The organism is Streptomyces iconiensis (assembly GCF_028657195.3).
GTDB lineage: Bacteria > Actinomycetota > Actinomycetes > Streptomycetales > Streptomycetaceae > Streptomyces > Streptomyces iconiensis.
In genome coordinates, this window is record NZ_JANCPR020000029.1 from 106,722 (window position 1) to 124,388 (window position 17,667).

Sequence of the window (17,667 nt, forward strand, 5' to 3'; positions counted from 1 at the left end):
GCTGCGCGCGCACGCCACTTCAGCTGTACTCACCCCACTGCGGGCCGACCTCGGCCCACTCCCGGTCCCAGGCACACAGGCGTGCTCGATCCAGACATCGTCTGCACATCCGGCGGAGGGCGACCAGCAGCAAGGCCGCTAGCGAGGCGGCGACGAGACCCGCCAGAATGGCATCTCCGGTCACCCGCGCCCGGCTCAACGGGACTTCGGCAAGCTGCCCGTCTTCGTGGACCCAGATACGCACACGGTCGCCCTTGTGCTGCCCCAATACGGCCACAACATCACCCACCCGGCTCAGACCGTCGGGACCGCTCCATCGCGCCCGCACCAACGCCTCGTCCTCCGACAACTTCCCACGAGCTGCGCCCGCGTCGGCACCAGCTCTGGGCGCGTCCCGGAGCAGTACGGCGACAGCCTCGTGCCGCTCCGTCATCTGTGCCGCGCGGGCACTCATCCCCCTCTCAGCCACGGCACGGCCGGCAGCGTTCCCTGCGGCCGGAACCACCAGCAGCAGCGCCAGCAATGTCAGCAGACCCACCCAGGCATCAGCCACATCCCAGGGCCGCCGCATGGGCACACGCTGCCACCGCCATCGCCAGCCCACATCACGCATGACGCCACCCCTCCGGAGAAGGGACGGTCCCGGCGGTCGCTGCCAGACACGGCCGACGCGCAGGCGTGGGGCACGTACATACCGAAGTGGTGCCAAAGGCTTGCCGCTTCAGCCGGTGCGCGATGCTCCTGACCACAGGCAACGTGACCACCTGGCCCCTCAGCACCCGGGTCGTCATCGCGTCGAACTCATCGGCCCACCCGGGCCCATGGCCGGCGGAACCGGATGGGCCCGCCGGCCACCGAGGCGGTGGGCCGGCTTCAGGACGGCAGCAACGGCATGCTGAAACGTGTGGTGCTGAACATGTTGTAGCGGTGGGGCGGAAAGACGACCGAGAGATCATCGAGTCCCCGGAACCTGCTGCTCGCCGTTGCGCGTTCTTCGGGAGAGCATCGCTCGACCTCGTCGGGCACACTTCGGCGGAGCGCGTGCGGCGCATACTTCATCTCCTGACGGATCACGGTGCCGAACGGGCCTCGATGACAGCTCTGTCGGCCGTTCCTGCGGCGGACACCAGTACGTCCTCGTCTCCTCAGCGGGGCCAGGCGGAACCAGCGCGGGTGACAGAAGGCCTCCCGAAGCAACGGCCAGCTAACCGGTGCGGATCTGGGGCAGAGCGAATCGGAGGCGTACGCCGGGTGGTGCGTGCATGGTGATCGCCTCGGCGCGGAGCCGAACGTCTGCAAGCGCACTGATTACGGCGCGCCGTTGCGACTGCGCCACCGCCGCCGGCGGATAGGCCGGAGGCGGCGGCGGACGGGCCGGAGACCAGGCAGCGGGTCTTGCGGCGCTCCCGAGACGGAATTCTTGACCGCCCGGCGCCTGTCCGTCTCCTTATGAGGACGACGGCTCCGGCATCGGCACGAGCACCACAGGGCAGCGCGCGTGGTGAAGCAACGCGTGTGTGACGGGGCCTAGTTGGAGGGAGAGCCGGTGAGCGGGGCGGTGCATCGCGAGAACGACCAGGTCCACATCCCGGCTGGCGGCCACCAAGGTGGCAGCGGGGTCTGCGCAGGTGTGATCGGTGCTCACCTTGACATCGGCGTACTCTTCCCGGAAGGGGGAGACAGCGAACTGGGCGACTCCCTCCGCCGCCTTGCGGTACTTCTCCGCCTCCCATATGTCGTTCTCCGAGGGCGGCATACGCAGCCCTCTGGGGATCGGCGGATACAGCCATGCGTGCAGCGCGCTCAGCGGCGCCGCGCGAAGCCGGGCTTCCTCGAAAGCGAAGCGCACGGCCACACCGTCGACATCGGTCTTGACGCCGACCAGCACCCCGTTCCGCCGCTCCCCGGACGGCTCCGCACCGACGGGCACCACCATCAGCGGTCCCTCACAATGCGCAGCGACCCGAAGACTGACCGATCCCAGGAGCAGGCCTGCGAATCCGCCATGTCCGCGCGTGCCGACCACGGTCAGCGCGGCGTCACGGCTCGCGTCGATGAGCGTCGGCGCCGCCGCTTTATCGGTCAGTGTCGCTGTGACCGGCAGTCCGGGATGACGTTCGCGGACGTGCTCGACGACACGGTCCAGTGCTGCACGCGTCTCGTCACGGTGCGCCAGGGAGGCGTCCAACGCGGAGCCGATGCCGAGCCACTGTGTCGGGGGCGCATGCACAGCCCATGGCCAGCCGCACAACACGTCCAGACCGGTGTTCCGGAGGGTGGCTTCGGAGGCCGCACGCTCCACGGCGCGTTCGGCCGGTTGCGATCCGTCGTACCCGACAACCACGTGACCACTGATGTTCCTCACAACTTTTCGCCTCTTTCCTGATGTTGGCCATTGCGGGTGTTCCTGCGTTTTCGGACGTTCACAGCAACGGCTGCACGGCTCGCTTCCAGCCGGAGGGGGCCGGGACGCTGAAGCGTGAACAGCCGGCTCGGTCCGCCCCGGCCGCGGTTCGGCACTCGCCGGTGGTCACAGTCCGATGTGGTTCGAGACGAATTCGGTGAGATCGAGCAAGCGGTTGGCGTATCCCCACTCGTTGTCGTACCAGCCGAAGATCTTCACCAAGTCACCCCGGACCAGGGTCAGCGGCGCGTCGACCACACACGAGGCGGGGTCCCCGATGATGTCGCGGGAGACGATCGGCGCCGTGCTCACGCGCAGGATGCCGCTCAGCGGGCCGGTGGCCGCCTCGGTGAACGCGGTGGTGATCTCCTCCGTCTCCACCGGACGCCGCAGCACGGCGGTCAGATCGGTGAGCGAGCCGTCCTCCACGGGGACACGCAGAGACAAGCCGTCAAGAGCACCGTCCAGTTCGGGCACAACAGCGCCGACGGCCCGCGCCGCGCCCGTACTCGTGGGGATGATGCTCAGCGCGGCCGACCGGGCACGCCGGAAGTCCTTGTGCGGACCGTCCAGCAGCGACTGGTCGCCCGTGTAGCCGTGCACCGTGGTCATCAGCCCGCGATCGATGCCGAATCGCTCGTGCAGCACCTTGACCATCGGCACGACACAGTTGGTGGTGCAGGAGGCCGCGGATACGACGTGGTGCCGATCCGGCGCGTACACGGACTCGTTGACACCCATCACCACCGTGGCGTCCGCGCCCTTGCCCGGCGCGGACACAAGCACCTTCCGCGCCCCCGCTTCCAGATGACGCGCCGCGTCCGCACGAGCCCGGAAACGGCCGGTCGACTCGACCACGATCTCCACCCCGTGCGCCGCCCAAGGGATTTCCACCGGGTCGTGCACAGCGCTCACGGCGATGTCACGGCCTCCGACCGTCAGGGCTCCGGCCTCGTGCGAGACGGGTCGTTGGAGCCGTCCGTACGTCGAGTCGTACTCCAGCAAGTGCGCGAGAACGGCTGCGGGCGCGACATCATTGACGGCCACCACCTCGACCGGGGTGCCCTTGCCCTCGGCGCGCTCCAACACCCCGCGTAAGTAGCTGCGCCCTATGCGACCGAACCCGTTGATGCCCACCCGCACCGTCATGGCTGTTCTCCTCCCGCTGTCGGCGTGCCTTCGCCCACATGCTTGTCCGGGGACCGCGCGGCCCACAGGGGCCGAAGAGGGGATGGCTGAGGGGCCGACCGGCCCTGTGCGCACGGGACCTGGAGTTCCCCGGAGCGGCCCGTTCAGTCCCTGCCCCCTCCCGTCGGTGGTCGCAGCGCCGTTGAACGGGTGGGAGGGGCCTGCGGCTCGGAATGGCGAGGGAAGCGGCGCCGGAGGCCATGACGTGGTCGTCCAGGCACGGCAAGCCGAGCGGCTGTACGCGCGCGCAAGCACGTCGCCCTCAGCGGCGACCTGCCGCCGGACACCCGGTGTTGGACCACATACCGCCTTCTCGGCCCCGAGTGACGCCGGACCTGCGGAACCCGGGCGCGTCAGGTGGGCGGCCGACGTCACCGAGTCCATGCTCGGCGCGCTCTCGGCGCCACACCCTCTGCCGCCGAGTACCGGGCTTCGCCGGAACGGACGCCGACGAGCTGGTCCGCGCCGTCGGCACCGGTTTCATCGATCCTCCGCTGTCTCCTGCCCGGACCCGTCTGCGAAGACAGGACGTTCGCCGGTCTCCCCAGCCTGTTCGGCCCTACGATTCCGGCGCTGTGGCAGCGGAAGGTGAGGCTGAGAGCCAAGCCAGCGACCGAGGAGGAACCGGCCATGCGTACCGCGACGCTCAACGCGGCCACCCTGGAAACCCTGGTCTCCGCCGCGGTAGCGGCGCCCTCGATTCACAACACCCAGCCCTGGCACTACCGTCTCGACCCGTATGCACCGGCCCTGGCCGTGCGCGCAGCCACCGAACGCGGGCTCAGGCACGCCGATCCCGAGGGACGGGCCCTGCTCGTGTCCGTCGGCGCCGCCGTGCTCAACCTGCGGGTCGCCATCGCCCGCCACGGCTGGCATCCCGTCGTCCGACTGCTGCCCTCCCCCGAAGATCCCGCCCTTCTGGCGACCGTACGGCTGGCGGAGGCCGGCCGGATCGGCAGGCCGCACCGCAAGGAGCTGTACGAGGCGATCTGGCACCGGCACAGCAGTCGATTCCCCTTTACGGAACACCCCGTCCCCGAAGACGTGAGGGCCGAGCTGAACGAGGTCGCGCACAGCGAGGGCGCCGGCCTCCGCTTCCCCACGTCCCAGGAGGTGTCCCGCCTGCTGGCGCACACCGCCGAAGGCGAGCGTCGAGACTCTCAGGACGCCGACCGCCGCGCCGAGACCCGCTACTGGGGCAGCAGCGGCGGACGGCTCGGCCTCGCCAGCGCCGTGCTCGGCCCCCAGGACGCCCGGGGGCACGTGCCCGTACGGGACTTCACGGGTGCCCGCCGCCCCGGTGCCCTGCCCAGCCGGGCCTTCGAGCGGCATCCCACCCTGGCCGTGTTGTCCACTCAGCACGACCGGAGGGTGGATTGGTTGCGTGCGGGCCAGGCCCTCGAACACGTGCTGCTGCTCGCCACAGCTCACCGACTGCGAGCCTCCCTGCTGCACCAGGGCCTCGAATGGCCCGACCTGCGCCGGGCCCTGGGCGGAGCCGGGCTGCCCGCTCGGCACGTCCAGATGCTGATCCGGCTGGGCTACGGCCCACCGGGGCCGGTCAGCCCCCGGCTGACCGCGGACACGGTGCTCGACGGCGAAGCCCCCGAAGCCGGATGACACCCGGTGGCGGCGCGGGGGCCGATCGGTGCCTGTATCGGAGCCGATCGGCCCCGGTCCTGTACCGGATCGGCCCCAGTCCTTGAGCGTCCTGCCGCGGGAGGCTCATGACGTCAGCACAGATCGCACAGTGACAACGAAGGGAAAGACATCATGGCGGTCCAAGGTCAGCAGCACCGGAGTCCGGGTTTGCGACTCCTCTCCCTCCGCCGGCAGAAGGCACGCGTGACCAGCGAGGGCAGGAGCGCGGCAATGGCCACCACGGCTCCGGCCCGCGTCCTCGCCGGCGTACGCCTTCTGACAGGCTTCGTCTTTCTGTGGGCGTTCTTCGACAAGACCTTCGGCTGGGGCTACGCCACACCTTCGGGCCAAGGCTGGGTCCAGGGCGGCTCCCCTACGAAGGGATTCCTCAGCGGAGTCACAGTCGGGCCGATGGAATCCACGTTCCACAACTGGGCCGGTAACGGCTGGGTCGACTCGCTGTTCATGCTGGGGCTCCTCGGGATCGGCATCGCGCTGGCCGGAGGCATCCTGCTGCGCCTCTCTGCCGTCGCCGGCACGTTCATGATGGCGCTGATGTGGATCGCGGAGTGGCCGCCGGCCAAGCACCTGTCGGACGGTTCGCCGAGCATGTCGACGAACCCGTTCGCCGACTACCACCTGGTGTACGCGGCGGTGCTCGTCCTCCTGGCAGTGCTGTACGCGGGCCGCGCGTGGGGGCTCGGCGCCTGGTGGGAGCGGCTTCCGTTCATACGCCGGCACCGCTGGCTGCTGTGACCTGGCGACGAGTGGCCCTGTCCCCCGCACGGCGCGAGGGACGGGGCCACTTTTCCGTACAGTCCGGGGGCCGCCCGGTCTTTGTGGCAGGACGACCGTCGTGGGGCACGGGCACGGAGGACCACTGTGTGAACGGCATGGCTGACGCGCCGTCTTCGCGCTACGGGCCCTCCGCCTCAAGCCGTTCGGCCCACCGTCCTGGTCACTCGGCCCTGCCCCGGTTCCCTGCGCACCTCGACGCTGGGCAACACAGGCAGGCTTGAAAGGAGCGCCACATGACACGGGTGGTTGTCGTCGGTACGGACGGTTCCGCTGCCAGTCTGGCGGCGGTGGAGTGGGCGGCGCGCACGGCACGGGCCCATGAGCTGCCCCTGCGAGTGGCGCATGTCGCGCCTCGCCCAACGGCCGAGCGATCCTCTGGCGACCGCGAGGACCCGCTGTCCGGGCACGCCGCGCGCGAACGGATGCTCCGGGCTGTCTGCGTACGACTCTCCGCCGAGCACCCTGAACTCCCGTTGTCCTGGGACATCATGACGGGCGACGACGTGGCCGGATGCCTGGCGTGGTCCACAGCGGGGTCCGAACTGCTCGTTCTCGGTGCCCGCGGGGAAGGCGGATTCGACGGCCTGCTGCTCGGGTCGACCGCCATCTGCGTACTGCGCGAGGCGTCCTGCCCCGTAGCGCTCGTACGGTCGGCGACGGCGGGTGAGCCGTCGGCCGGGCGCCGGACTCGCCCAGCGGAGGTCGTGTTGGCGCTGGACGCCCGCGAGCCGGATCACGAGGCCACAGCGTATGCCTTCGGGGAAGCGGCCCTGCGCGCCGTCCAGTTACGCGCGGTCCACGCCTGGGACCTCGCTCCGCATCACGACCCGTGGCAACCGTACGGCCCGGCCGAGGCGGATCGGAGCCGCTGGGAAACGGAGGAAGTCGTGGCGCTCAGCGCGGCGTTGCGCCCCTGGGGGGCGAAGTACCCGGATGTGCGGCTCATACCCGACGTACGGCGGCTGAGCCCGGCCGCGGCGCTGGTGCGCGCCTCTGCCGGCGCGGAGCTACTGGTGGCCGGGATCGGCCCGGGGCCGCACGGTCCTGTGACCGACGCGCTCGCCCATCACGCCCGCTGCACTGTCGTGTTCGTCCCGTCCGCTCGGCGGCACGTCAACGGGGCAGCACCAAGTGGGCCGTCTCGCCGGGTGCGACAGTGACCGTTCGTTCATGAAGGCCGAAGCGCAGCGGGGCGCTCGCGGTGACGGGCAGCGAGACATCGAGGGTGTCCGCCGTGACACGCATGCCGATCCCCCGGTACTCCCGGAAGCGGACGGAGAACCCGTACTCGCACAGTTGCGGAAGCGGCGCCGGATCCCGGTGCAGCGTGCCCTCCCGGATCTCCAGCCCGGGCAGGCCGCGCTGGACGAGGTCGAGGGTGCCGGCCATGGCGCCGAGGTGGACGCCCTCCGGTGTGGTGCCGCCCTGAATGTCGCCACACGTTGTAGGCGACGGCCGAGCCGACGTGACGCTGAAGACGTGAGCTGTCGGGGAGCCGGCGTCCGGACCGGGGGTTGAGAGGCAGGGACTGCGTCTCCTCGCAGCCGTCGCTGCCGCTCTGCCACGGGTACATCGCACCGCGCAGCCCCACCTCCCCCGCTGCCCGGCAGGCGGCCGACAGCCTCCTGTGCCGGTACGTCAACAGGGCCCGGGGCCGCCACGTATGTCCCCGGGTAGTGAGGCGGGCCGGCGTCCGTCTCAGGTGCCGCACCCCGGGTGGCAAAGTAACCGTTGCCCAGAGTGCAGAGTGCCTCGCAGCGGCTCCTCGGCGGGGTCGTACCCTTCGTACTCCCAGGTCCGGTCGGACACGGTTCAGTCCTCTTCCGGTGTGCCGTCGAGCAGTTCGGCGAGGTCGCGCACCACCAGGTCAGCGCCGTGGGCCCGTAGGTCTGAACTGCTGATGGGCCCCGCCGTCCGGTCCACGCCGACGACCGGCCGAAAGCCGCCGCGGCGCCCGGCCTCGACGCCGGCGAGGGCGTCCTCGACCACGGCTGACCGTTCCGGGGGCACGCCCAGGCGGGAGGCCGCCTCCAGGAAGAGTGCCGGGTCGGGCTTGCCTGGAAGGTGCAGCAGGGCGGCTTCGCCGCCGTCGACCACCGTACCCAGTAGTCCCATCAGACCAGCGGTGGTGAGCAGTTCGCGGGCATGGCGGGAGGCCGACACCGCGGCGCAGGGGATCTCCGACCGGGCCAAGGCCCGCAACAGGCGCGGGGTTCCCGGCCACACCTCGACGCCGTGGGTGCGCAGGCGATCGACGAGGAGTTCTTCTTTGCGTGCGGCGATCGCCGCCACGGTCCGGTCGCCAGGTGGGTCGTCCGGCATACCCGCAGGCAGTTCGATGCCGCGTGAGGCCAGGAACGCCGCCGCGCCGTCGAGCCGCGACTTGCCGTCTACCCGGAGACGGTAGTCGTCCGCCGAAAAGGGCCTGAAAGGGACTGCGGGGGTGTCGCCGGGCGGCCCGGCTGCCTGGAGGAAGGCATCGAATGCCTCCTTCCACGCGGAGGCGTGCACCCGCGCCGAGTCCAGCAGGACCCCGTCGGTGTCGAACACGACGGCGCGTACCTCGCTCAACGGTCCCCTCACGAGGTCCAGGTCCATTCGGCGACCTCGGGCAGGTCCGTGCCGTGTTCGCGTATCCAGGCGTGATGGCGGGTGCGTACGTCCTCCATGGCCTGCCGTACGGGCGCGGCCCTCCCTGCCAGGACCGGCACCCGGTCGATCACGTCCATCACCAGCCTGTACCGGTCCAGATCGTTGCGCACGACCATGTCGAACGGGGTGGTCGTGGTGCCCGACTCCTTGTAGCCCCGCACATGCAGGTGCGGGTGGACGGTACGGCGGTAGGCGAGGCGGTGGAGGAGCCACGGGTAGCCGTGGTACGCGAAGATCACCGGCTTGTCGCGCGTGAAGAGGGCGTCGAACTCCAGCTCCGACATGCCGTGCGGGTGTTCCTCGCGTGGCTGCATCCTGGCGATGTCGATGACGTTGACGACCCGCACGGCCAGGTCCGGCAGATGCTCCCGCAGCAGTTGGGCGGCGGCCATCACCTCCTGGGTCGGCACGTCCCCGGCCGCCGCCAGCACCACGTCCGGCTCCGTCCCGGTCTCCGCCGTCCCGGCCCACTCCCAGATGCCCGCGCCGCGCGCGCAGTGGAGACGTGCCTGGTCCATGGACAGCCAGTCGAAACAGGGTTGCTTGCCGGCCACGATCACATTGACGTAGTCCCGGCTGCGCAGGGCGTGATCGGCCACCGAGAGCAACGTGTTGGCGTCCGGCGGGAAGTAGACCCGCACCACATCGGGGCTCTTGTTGAGGACATGGTCGGGAAAGCCCGGGTCCTGGTGGGAGAAGCCGTTGTGGTCCTGACGCCATACGTGCGAGGTCAACAGGTAGTTGAGCGAGGGGACGGGACGGCGCCAGGCGAGCGAACGGGAGATCTTCAGCCACTTGATGTGCTGGTTGACCATCGAGTCGACGATGTGGATGAACGCCTCGTAGCAGGAGAAGACCCCGTGCCGGCCGGTGAGAAGGTAGCCCTCCAGCCAGCCCTGGCAGAGGTGTTCGGACAGGACCTCCATCACCCGTCCGTCGCGGGCCAGGTGTTCGTCCACGGGCAGAGTCCCGGCCTGCCATGCCTTGCCTGTCGCCTGGAAGAGGTCCTGGAGCCGGTTCGAGGCGGTCTCGTCGGGGCCCACGACGCGGAAGTCCCGCCGCTCCGCGGTGTCCCGCATCACCCGTTCCAGCAGACCGCCGAGCACTCGCATGGGTTCGTGCATGGTTCCGCCCGGTTTGTCGACAGCGACGGCGAACCGCTCCAACGGCGGCACGGGCAGGTCCCGTACGAGCAGCCCGCCGTTGGCGTGCGGGCTGGCGCCGAGCCGCAACTCACCGTCGGGGACGCACTCCAGGACCTGGGCGCTCGGTGCGCCATCCGTGTCGAACAGCTCCTCCGGGCGGTACGAGCGCAGCCAGCGCTCCAGCTCGCGCAGGTGCCCCGGATCCTCTCTGACCCGTGCGAGCGGCACCTGATGGGATCGCCACGTGCCCTCGACCGGAAGGTCGTCGACCTCGACTGGACCTGTCCAGCCCTTGGGCGTGCGCAACACGATCATGGGCCAGGCGGCCCGCTCCTGGCAGCCGTCCTCGCGGGCCGCGCGCTGGATCGCGGCGATGTGGTCGAAGGCGAGGTCCATCGCGCGGGCCATGGAACGGTGCACCGCACGCGGATCGTCGCCCGTGACGTGCAGGGGCTCGTGCCCGTATCCGCGCAGCAGCTCGTCGAGTTCGGCCTCGGGGAGACGGGCGAGCACTGCGGGGTTGGCGATCTTGTAGCCGTTCAGGTGCAGGATCGGCAGCACCGCGCCGTCGTGCACCGGGTCGAGGAACTTCGTCGAGTGCCAGGAGGCCGCCAGCGGTCCCGTCTCGGCCTCCCCGTCCCCGACCACGCAGGCCACCACCAGGTCCGGGTTGTCGAATGCGGCCCCGTACGCGTGAGCCAGCGAATAGCCCAGCTCGCCGCCCTCGTGGATCGAACCCGGCGTCTCGGGCGCCACATGGCTGGGCACCCCGCCGGGAAAGGAGAACTGCCGGAAGAGCCTCCCCATACCGGCCGCGTCCCTGCTCACGTCCGGGTAGGTCTCGCCGTACGTGCCTTCCAGCCAGGAGTTGGCGAGCACCGCCGGGCCTCCGTGTCCCGGGCCCCAGACGCACAGGGCCTGGTGCGCACGGGCGCGGACGACACGGTTGAGGTGCGTGTGAACGAGGTTGAGCCCGGGGGACGTGCCCCAGTGGCCGAGAAGCCGCGGCTTGATGTGCTCGGGACGCAGCGGCTCGGTCAGCAACGGGTTGGCAAGGAGATAGATCTGACCGACAGCCAGGTAGTTCGCGGCCCGCCAGTGGGCGTCCAGCGTACGCAGCTCCTCCTCGGTCACAGACGCGGGTTCGGTGACCGCGAGGGCACCGCCATGGGTCGTACCGGACGTCTCCTGCACGGCTTTCCTCCATGAGTGTTGAGAGAGGACTCAGATGTGTTCGGGCACGACGGCGACCGGGCACGCGGCGTGGTGGAGCAGGGTGTGACCGACCATGCCGAGCTGGCGCCCGAAGTGTCCCTGACGGCGATGCGCTCCGACGATCATCAGGTCGGAGTCGGCTGAGGCATCCAGCAGAACCTTGCGCGCCGTGCCCTCGACGGCGTCCTGGTGCACGGTGACGCCGGGGTGCTTGCGCATCCAGTCGCGCAGTGCGGCATCCAGTACGCTCCACGCCTGGTTCTGGTGCGCGGCGGCTGGGTGCCCGCCGACCAGCGGAAGATCCCCCACCTCCTGCGTGGGGCAGCGCCAGGCACGCAGGGCCCGCAGCTCGCCGCCGCGTTCCTCCGCCTCGCGGAAGGCGAACCGCACCGCTGCCGAATCCTGCTCCATACCCACTCCGAGCGTGATCCGGTGGAAGGTGCCCTGTCGGTGGGGCTCATCGCCGCGCACCACGATCACAGGACAGTCGGCTCGCTGGGCCAGCTCCAGACTGACCGAGCCGAGCAGCAGCCCGCGTATCTCCCCCCGCCCCCGGGAACCGGTCACCACAGCGAGGGCGTTACGCGCCCCGTCGAGCAGCGCCGCCGCAGGTTCCGCGGCGACAGCCTCACTCCTCACGTCGAGCCCGTTCCCGCGCAGACGCGCACGCTCGGCCGCCGGGGCGAGGATGTGCTCCCCCGCCTCCTGATCCCCGCCTTCTCGCGCGTGGATCACGCGCAACGCGACGCCTCGGCGGATCGCCTCGTCAACTGCCCAGTCCAGCGCATGCAGGCTCGGCTCGGAACCGTCCACCCCGACAGCCAGGGGAAGTTCCTCCATCACGCTCGCCACCTCTCGTAGACCGAACTCCGGCGTTGGTGCCTTCCTCCGGCACCGTCGCACCTGTGGGGGGTGGGCTGGAGGGGCGTTTCGGCCTCCCCGCGAGAGCCGGTTGGTCCCTCGCACGGCACCGTCCGGCCCTGGGGGCGCTGATCGCGCACATCGACGCTGAGAGGGAAAGGTCCCGCTCCCCATCCCAAGAGGTGAGTTCCGTGAAGCACCGCAGGATCGAGAACGTCATGACACGCGAGGTCGTTCAGGTGGACGCCCGGGCGCCGTTCAAGCGCGTGGCCGGCCTGCTCGCGGAGCACCGCATCAGCGGGCTGCCCGTGACGGACGCGGCGGGGCGTGTCCTCGGGGTTGTCTCGGAGGCCGACCTGCTCACCCGGCAGTCCAGGCAGGAGGACCTGCGGCGTACCGACACGCGGCAACACAACGCCCCGGCGTGGCTGCGGCAGCTGATACGGGGCCGCGCGGGGTGGCGTGAGGCCGCCCGGGCCCACGCGGCGACCGCGGGCGAGCTCATGTCGGCGCCGGCGGTGACCGTACGGCCCGAGGACACCGTCACCGATGCTGCGCGGACGATGACACGGCACGGTGTGAAACGCCTGCCGGTGGTCGGGGAGGACGGGCGGCTGGTTGGGATCGTCACCCGGCACGACCTGCTGCGCGTTTTTCTCCGCAGGGATGCGGAGATCGGCGCCGAGGTCGCCAACGAGGTACTGGCCGGGACCCTGTGGCTGGCCAGGAACGCCCTCGACATCACCGTCCAGAACGGAGTGGTGACTCTGAAGGGCCAGTTGGAGCGCCGAAGTGAGATCCCCATCGCCCTGCGCATGACCGAGCGCATCGACGGCGTCGTCTCGGTGGTCCACAAGCTCACCTACCGCCTCGACGACGCACACATCCCGCCCGTCGGCCAGGGATTGCGAGCCGCCGACGAGGCGTGGATGCACCGACTGTGAGATCAGGAAAGGACAGCATCATGATCACCAAGACCCGGCTTCTCGGCTCGCTCCCCGCAGGGCACGGGGAGGAACTGCTGCGCCTGTCGCGGGAAGTCTCCTTTCCACCCGGCACCCAACTTTTCCGGGAAGGCGAGACCGCCGACCGCTTCTGGGTGCTGCGCAGCGGAAGCGTGGCCCTCGAAGCGCATGTGCCAGGCCGGCGCGAACAGGTCCTGGAGACGCTGGGCAACGGCGAACTCCTGGGCTGGTCCTGGATGTTCAAGCCCTACCAGTGGCACCTCGGCGCGCGGGCCGTGACGCGCGTGCACGCCTACGAGTTCGACGCCGCCGCCGTACGCGAACTCTGCGCGCGAGACCTCCTCCTCGGCAGCGCCTTCACCCTCTTCGTCGCCCGGACCATCGCCCGCAGGCTCCAGGCGGCACGCATCCGCCTCCTGGACCTCCCCGGACCGCCGGATCAGCCGGGTCCGCGCCCATAGCCGGTCTCGGCACCCGAGAACCCGTACACGCACCAGCGCTTGGAGAAAGAGATGCCCAATGTCCCGCACACCGTGAGCGATGTGATGACCCATACCGTCGTCGCCGTCGGCCGCCAGGCCGGCTTCAAGGAAATCGTCAAGATCATGGAGCAGTGGAAGGTCAGCGCCCTTCCCGTCCTGGAGGGCGAAGGGCGCGTCATCGGCGTGGTCTCCGAAGCCGACCTGCTGCCCAAGGAGGAGTTCCGTGACGCCGTTCCCTCCCCCGACGGTGGAACACGCCACGTCACTGACCTGGCGAAGGCCGGGGCCTCGACCGCCGAGGAGCTGATGAGCACCCCGGTGGTCACCGTCCGCGCCGACGCGACGCTCGCGGAAGCCGCCCGCATCATGGCTCGCAGGCAGGTCAAACGCCTACCGGTCACGGGACCCGACGGCCTGCTGGAGGGCGTGATCAGCCGGAGCGACCTGCTGAAGGTCTTCCTGCGGTCGGATGACGACCTCGCCGAGGAGGTGAGCCGGAAGCTCCGGGAACTCTTCCCCGCACCCGTCGCACCGCTGGAGGTCACCGCCTCCGAGGGCATCGTCACAGTCACCGGTACGGTGCGCGACTCCATGCTCGCCCCTCTCGCCACGCATCTCGTCCGAGGCGTCGAAGGAGTGGTCGGGGTCGACTGCCGCTTGAACACCTCCGGCCGCCCAGCGAACGCCGGTTGACTCCTCCAGCGGAAGTCGACCACGGCCCGAATGGTGTGTCTGTCCGGCCGGTTGCGCCCAACACCCGCGCGGCGGAGGCTGACCGGACAGCGCAGTTCCACCGCCTTAAGGAGGCACATGAGCAACGCACGGGAATTCTCGCGACAGGAGCCCATCCGGGTCTTCCTCCTCGACGATCACGAGGTGGTCAGGCGCGGACTCGCCGACCTGTTAGGCGTAGAGGACGACATCGAGGTCGTCGGCGAGGCTGCGACGGCAGCCCAAGCACTCACCAGGGTTCCCGCGCTCCGACCGCACGTCGCGGTGCTGGACGTCCGGCTGCGCGAGAGCGACGGCATCACCGTCTGCCGCGAGCTGCGCTCCGAACTACCCAGCCTCGCCTGCCTGATGCTCACTTCCTTCGACGAGGAGGACGCCCTGCTGGACTCGATCATGGCTGGAGCCGCAGGTTACGTCCTCAAGCAGATCGAGGGCGCCGATCTGGTCGACGCGATACGTACCGTGGCCTCCGGGAAGTCCATGCTCGACCCGTCGGCCGCCGGCGTGCTGATGCGCTCTCTGCGCGCCGAACCCGAGGAGCCGGAACAGGATCCGAAATTGGCGAGCCTGTCTCCCCGCGAGCGGGACATCCTCCGCCTGATCGGTGACGGCCTGACCAACCGGGAGATCGGCAAGCGCCTGTACCTTTCGGAGAAGACCGTCAAGAACAACATCTCCCGGCTCCTCGGCAAGCTCGGCGTCCAGCGCCGCGTGCAGGCTGCTGTCCTCGCCACCAACCTGGACGACAAGGTGGAGGGGAAGGGCCCGTCCGGCGCTCCCCCGACCGGTCACGGGCGCACGTGACCCGGCACGGCACCGTCAGGGTTCCGTACCGTCCTGCCGAGCCACCGTGCCCCCCGCCCCGGGCAGCGGCACCCGCCAGCACAGCCGGGTGCCGCCCTCGACCGGAGTCTCCAGTTCCATGGATCCGCCCAAGCGCTCGGCGCGTCCGGCGAGGTTGCGCAGGCCACTGCGCCGCGGCTGCTCCGGCAGGCCACGGCCGTTGTCGGTGACGGTCAGCGTCAGCTCTCCGCCGCCGGCGGCGAGATGGACATCCACCGCGCTCGCCTCCGCGTGCCGGGCAGCGTTGCTCAGCGCTTCCTTCAGCACGGCCACCACCTGGTCGGCGAACGGGAGCGGCACAGACGTGTCCACCAGTCCCTCCACCCGCAGCGCGGGGGTGAAGCCGAGCATCGCGGCAGCCTCCTCCACCGTCTCGGCTGTCCGCGCTCGCAGCCCAGCCTTCTCCCCTTCCGTTTCTGGCGCCTGCAAGCCGAAGATGGTCGAACGAATGATCTTGATGGTGATGTCGAGCTCCTTCACCGCTCGCCCCAACCGCTCGGACAGCTCCGGCCGTTCCGAGAGACGCTGTGCGCTCTGCAAGGTCATGCCGGTGGCGAACAGCCTCTGAATCGCCAGGTCATGCAGGTCCTTGGCGATACGGTCACGCTCCTCCAACAGCGCCAACGCCTCAACGTCCCGGCGCCGCTCGGCCACCTCCATCGCCAGCGCGACCTGCGCCGCGAAGCCGAGCGCCGGGGCGATCTCAGGCTCGGCGAACGGCACCCCGCGCTCCGCGCGTGCCAGCACCAGCACGCCCCTCGCCTCCTCCCCGGCGCCCATGGGCACGGCCACGGCGGGGCCCAGCCCGGACCACGTCCCATCCGACTCCTGCACCCGCGGGTCGTTCTGGATGTCCGCCGTCGCCACCGGTCCCTCGGCTGTGAACGCCTCGTCGATGAACCCGTCGTGCCACCGCGGCGCCAACGCGCGGAACGCCTCGGCACCCACTCCGTCGGCCAGTCCCATACGCAATCCGTCCGCGCCCTCGACCGGAAGCACCACTGCGGCCAAGTCGGCCGAGACGACGCCCCGCGCACGCTCCACGATCAGCTCCAGCACCTCGCCTCGGGGAGCGCCCGACAAGAGCGCGCCGATGACCTCGGCGCCTGCCGAGGCCCACTGTTCGCGCTGACGCGCCTCCTCGTACAGCTGCGCGTTCTCGATGGCCACCCCGGCGGCCACGGCCAGCGTCGCGAGCACCGCCTCGTCCTCGGCATCGAACTCCTTGGCCGAGCGCTTCTCGGTCAGGTAGAAGTTCCCGAACACCTCGTCCCTCACCCGCACCGGCACTCCGAGGAAGGAATGCATGGGCGGATGCCCGGGCGGAAAGCCGTACGAGGCGGGATGCTGCGACAGCTCCGGCAGTCTCAACGGCTCAGGATGCCGGATCAGTTCACCCAGGATTCCGTGCCCACGGGGAAGTTCCCCGATCTCCGCCACCTGCTCAGGACCGAGCCCGACGGTCAGGAATGCGGACAGCCCGCGGTCCTCCCCCGCCTTCGCCACCACGCCCAGTGCGCCGTACTCGGCGTCCACGAGCACGACCGCCGCCTCGACGATCTGCTTGAGCACCTGCGACACGTCGAGCCCGCGCCCGATTGACAGCACTGCCTCCAACAGCCCGTGCAGCCGGTCCTGGGTCCCGCGCACTTCGCCGATCCGCCGCTCCAGCTCCTCCAGAAGCTCGTCGAGCCGCAAGCGCGGCACCGCCGCGCCACCATCCCCAGCGCCACTCTCCATCGCCCTGCGCACCCCGATCCGGAAGTCCGCGCTCCCATATCCCCCTGAGGCACGCCATGCTGCCGCCTTACAAGCAGCGATGGAAGGGGTGCAGAGATCGACCACAGGAACACGGCCACATAAGGGAGGAACGCCCCGCAATACCCACGGAAGGACCCAGGCACCGTCCTGGCCCTACGTGACAAGCAGCTTCCCCTCGTCCCGCATCGTGTAGCCGGTGTGCGGGCAGTCCGGCTGGACCAAGTCAGCCACCACCAGCCAGAGCCGATCGATCCCTTGCGGGCACACTCTTTGAGCGGCGGCGCCTCCCCCATCCCTGAGCCTTCTTTGGGGTTCCCAGGAATAGGTCCCGCTGACTCGGTTGTCCGTGCTCAGTGACCGCACACGAGACCCGGGACGGGGCATGGGCAATCTGAAAGGTCTTCCGGGTCAAAGGTGGCCGCGCAACGGAGATTCCGGGTCAGCCGATGGCGGTGGAGCTGGAGCTGCAGTCGCTGATCGCGGCGAACTCGGGGGCGATCCTGGGGATCCGGTTCCTGGCCTCGGAGTACCGGACGGGTCGGCACCGGGCCGGGTGGATTCGCTGGGGCTGGAAGGAGAGCGGCACTCCGGTGATCGTGGAGTACCAGCGGTTGCAAAAGTTCGCCTCGGTGCGGGTGCTGCTGCACAAGAAGGTCGTGGCGGTGAACCTGAAACTGGATCCGAAGACGGCGACGCAAAAGAAGGGCTTCACCCGGGACGTGACCAAGATCGGCTGTCTCGGCACTCCCCTTCGTTGCCGGCCCCTGACCGCGCAGGCTCCTGGGGAGAACGGGCCTGCGCTGGGCAGTCCATGGGGAGTTCCGGCTGCATAAACAGTGCCGACTCTGAGAGGGCGTTTGATGTAGGCGGATTGCCCTTTATCTCCTAGTAGGTTCCTCGCCAGGTGGGGGTGGTCTCGTCCGTTATGCGCTTGGCGAGGTTGTCGATCGAGGCGACGTGGATCATGGCCTTGGAGCTGG

17 protein-coding genes and 3 pseudogenes are annotated in these 17,667 nt (G+C 69.9%); 8 read left to right on the top strand and 12 right to left on the bottom strand.

Features of this window, described 5'->3' with window-relative positions:
• Positions 1 to 19: 19 nt before the first annotated feature.
• The 4 genes from NMN56_RS26730 to gap all read right to left on the bottom strand — a co-directional run bounded on the left by NMN56_RS26730 (position 20) and on the right by gap (position 3,553).
• Positions 20 to 613, bottom strand: coding sequence for an Rv1733c family protein (locus NMN56_RS26730; RefSeq protein WP_274043213.1), 594 nt, complete (start codon positions 611 to 613; stop codon positions 20 to 22).
• Between the two features lie 260 nt (positions 614 to 873).
• Positions 874 to 1,059, bottom strand: a complete 186-nt coding sequence (locus tag NMN56_RS43350) for a stealth conserved region 3 domain-containing protein (RefSeq protein WP_430542718.1) — start codon at positions 1,057 to 1,059, stop codon at positions 874 to 876.
• Positions 1,060 to 1,447: 388 nt separating this feature from the next.
• Positions 1,448 to 2,365, bottom strand: coding sequence for a universal stress protein (locus tag NMN56_RS26735; RefSeq protein WP_274043214.1), 918 nt, complete (start codon positions 2,363 to 2,365; stop codon positions 1,448 to 1,450).
• 165 nt (positions 2,366 to 2,530) lie between these two features.
• Positions 2,531 to 3,553, bottom strand: coding sequence for a type I glyceraldehyde-3-phosphate dehydrogenase (gene gap, locus NMN56_RS26740; RefSeq protein ID WP_274043215.1), 1,023 nt, complete (start codon positions 3,551 to 3,553; stop codon positions 2,531 to 2,533).
• A 669-nt stretch (positions 3,554 to 4,222) separates the two neighbouring features.
• Here gap and NMN56_RS26745 point away from each other — a divergent pair.
• The 3 genes from NMN56_RS26745 to NMN56_RS26755 all read left to right on the top strand — a co-directional run bounded on the left by NMN56_RS26745 (position 4,223) and on the right by NMN56_RS26755 (position 7,191).
• On the top strand, positions 4,223 to 5,212 hold the full coding sequence (locus tag NMN56_RS26745; protein ID WP_274043216.1) for an Acg family FMN-binding oxidoreductase: 990 nt from the start codon (positions 4,223 to 4,225) through the stop codon (positions 5,210 to 5,212).
• A 153-nt stretch (positions 5,213 to 5,365) separates the two neighbouring features.
• Positions 5,366 to 5,989, top strand: coding sequence for a hypothetical protein (locus NMN56_RS26750; RefSeq protein WP_274043218.1), 624 nt, complete (start codon positions 5,366 to 5,368; stop codon positions 5,987 to 5,989).
• Between the two features lie 275 nt (positions 5,990 to 6,264).
• Positions 6,265 to 7,191 carry a universal stress protein gene (locus tag NMN56_RS26755; protein ID WP_274043219.1) on the top strand — a complete coding sequence of 309 codons (927 nt, stop codon included), beginning with the start codon at positions 6,265 to 6,267 and terminating at the stop codon, positions 7,189 to 7,191.
• Here the strand turns inward: NMN56_RS26755 and NMN56_RS43355 are convergent.
• The 6 genes and pseudogenes from NMN56_RS43355 to NMN56_RS26775 form a co-directional block, all read right to left on the bottom strand.
• Positions 7,145 to 7,420 carry a glycosyl hydrolase family 65 domain-containing protein gene (locus tag NMN56_RS43355; protein WP_430542717.1) on the bottom strand — a complete coding sequence of 92 codons (276 nt, stop codon included), beginning with the start codon at positions 7,418 to 7,420 and terminating at the stop codon, positions 7,145 to 7,147. The genes NMN56_RS26755 and NMN56_RS43355 overlap by 47 nt on opposite strands.
• 40 nt (positions 7,421 to 7,460) lie before the next feature.
• Positions 7,461 to 7,682: pseudogene (locus NMN56_RS43360) on the bottom strand (hypothetical protein); the annotation flags it as partial.
• Between the two features lie 49 nt (positions 7,683 to 7,731).
• Positions 7,732 to 7,902 (bottom strand): annotated as a pseudogene (locus NMN56_RS43365) (hypothetical protein); the annotation flags it as partial.
• Entirely contained in the window at positions 7,844 to 8,629 is a 786-nt protein-coding gene (locus NMN56_RS26765; protein ID WP_274043220.1) for an HAD family hydrolase, read from the bottom strand. The gene NMN56_RS26765 and the pseudogene NMN56_RS43365, both read right to left, overlap by 59 nt.
• On the bottom strand, positions 8,611 to 10,962 hold the full coding sequence (locus tag NMN56_RS26770) for a phosphoketolase family protein (protein WP_283742512.1): 2,352 nt from the start codon (positions 10,960 to 10,962) through the stop codon (positions 8,611 to 8,613). The genes NMN56_RS26765 and NMN56_RS26770 overlap by 19 nt, the downstream gene beginning before the upstream one ends.
• Before the next feature lie 90 nt (positions 10,963 to 11,052).
• Complete coding sequence (locus NMN56_RS26775; protein WP_274043221.1) at positions 11,053 to 11,883, bottom strand: universal stress protein; 831 nt, start codon at positions 11,881 to 11,883, stop codon at positions 11,053 to 11,055.
• Between the two features lie 212 nt (positions 11,884 to 12,095).
• Here NMN56_RS26775 and NMN56_RS26780 point away from each other — a divergent pair, with 212 nt between their 5' ends.
• From NMN56_RS26780 to NMN56_RS26795, 4 genes are all read left to right on the top strand, one after another.
• Positions 12,096 to 12,848 (top strand): CBS domain-containing protein, encoded by a 753-nt coding sequence (locus tag NMN56_RS26780; protein ID WP_274043222.1) that lies wholly within the window; start codon positions 12,096 to 12,098, stop codon positions 12,846 to 12,848.
• A 20-nt stretch (positions 12,849 to 12,868) separates the two neighbouring features.
• Positions 12,869 to 13,330 (top strand): cyclic nucleotide-binding domain-containing protein, encoded by a 462-nt coding sequence (locus tag NMN56_RS26785; protein ID WP_274043223.1) that lies wholly within the window; start codon positions 12,869 to 12,871, stop codon positions 13,328 to 13,330.
• A 51-nt stretch (positions 13,331 to 13,381) separates the two neighbouring features.
• The gene (locus NMN56_RS26790; RefSeq protein ID WP_274043224.1) at positions 13,382 to 14,044 is read left to right on the top strand and encodes a CBS domain-containing protein; all 663 of its coding nucleotides are present in this window, start codon (positions 13,382 to 13,384) and stop codon (positions 14,042 to 14,044) included.
• Between the two features lie 117 nt (positions 14,045 to 14,161).
• Positions 14,162 to 14,887 (top strand): response regulator, encoded by a 726-nt coding sequence (locus NMN56_RS26795; RefSeq protein WP_274043225.1) that lies wholly within the window; start codon positions 14,162 to 14,164, stop codon positions 14,885 to 14,887.
• A 15-nt stretch (positions 14,888 to 14,902) separates the two neighbouring features.
• On the opposite strand, the gene NMN56_RS26800 is transcribed toward NMN56_RS26795, so the two are convergent.
• Positions 14,903 to 16,666: a GAF domain-containing sensor histidine kinase gene (locus NMN56_RS26800; RefSeq protein ID WP_274043443.1), complete on the bottom strand. Its 1,764-nt coding sequence runs from the start codon at positions 16,664 to 16,666 to the stop codon at positions 14,903 to 14,905.
• Positions 16,667 to 17,133: 467 nt separating this feature from the next.
• Here NMN56_RS26800 and NMN56_RS26805 point away from each other — a divergent pair, with 467 nt between their 5' ends.
• Complete coding sequence (locus tag NMN56_RS26805) at positions 17,134 to 17,520, top strand: hypothetical protein (RefSeq protein WP_274043226.1); 387 nt, start codon at positions 17,134 to 17,136, stop codon at positions 17,518 to 17,520.
• Between the two features lie 52 nt (positions 17,521 to 17,572).
• On the opposite strand, the pseudogene NMN56_RS26810 reads toward NMN56_RS26805, so the two are convergent.
• A pseudogene (locus tag NMN56_RS26810) lies at positions 17,573 to 17,667 on the bottom strand (IS5/IS1182 family transposase); the annotation flags it as partial.

Coding starts and splice junctions, on each gene's coding strand:
- NMN56_RS26730 (WP_274043213.1), bottom strand. CDS start 613: ATGCGTGATGTGGGCTGGCGATGGCGGTGGCAGCGTGTGCCCATGCGG.
- NMN56_RS43350 (WP_430542718.1), bottom strand. CDS start 1,059: ATGAAGTATGCGCCGCACGCGCTCCGCCGAAGTGTGCCCGACGAGGTC.
- gap (WP_274043215.1), bottom strand. CDS start 3,553: ATGACGGTGCGGGTGGGCATCAACGGGTTCGGTCGCATAGGGCGCAGC.
- NMN56_RS26745 (WP_274043216.1), top strand. CDS start 4,223: ATGCGTACCGCGACGCTCAACGCGGCCACCCTGGAAACCCTGGTCTCC.
- NMN56_RS26750 (WP_274043218.1), top strand. CDS start 5,366: ATGGCGGTCCAAGGTCAGCAGCACCGGAGTCCGGGTTTGCGACTCCTC.
- NMN56_RS26755 (WP_274043219.1), top strand. CDS start 6,265: ATGACACGGGTGGTTGTCGTCGGTACGGACGGTTCCGCTGCCAGTCTG.
- NMN56_RS43355 (WP_430542717.1), bottom strand. CDS start 7,420: ATGGCCGGCACCCTCGACCTCGTCCAGCGCGGCCTGCCCGGGCTGGAG.
- NMN56_RS26765 (WP_274043220.1), bottom strand. CDS start 8,629: ATGGACCTGGACCTCGTGAGGGGACCGTTGAGCGAGGTACGCGCCGTC.
- NMN56_RS26775 (WP_274043221.1), bottom strand. CDS start 11,883: ATGGAGGAACTTCCCCTGGCTGTCGGGGTGGACGGTTCCGAGCCGAGC.
- NMN56_RS26785 (WP_274043223.1), top strand. CDS start 12,869: ATGATCACCAAGACCCGGCTTCTCGGCTCGCTCCCCGCAGGGCACGGG.
- NMN56_RS26790 (WP_274043224.1), top strand. CDS start 13,382: ATGCCCAATGTCCCGCACACCGTGAGCGATGTGATGACCCATACCGTC.
- NMN56_RS26795 (WP_274043225.1), top strand. CDS start 14,162: ATGAGCAACGCACGGGAATTCTCGCGACAGGAGCCCATCCGGGTCTTC.
- NMN56_RS26800 (WP_274043443.1), bottom strand. CDS start 16,666: ATGGAGAGTGGCGCTGGGGATGGTGGCGCGGCGGTGCCGCGCTTGCGG.
- NMN56_RS26805 (WP_274043226.1), top strand. CDS start 17,134: ATGGCGGTGGAGCTGGAGCTGCAGTCGCTGATCGCGGCGAACTCGGGG.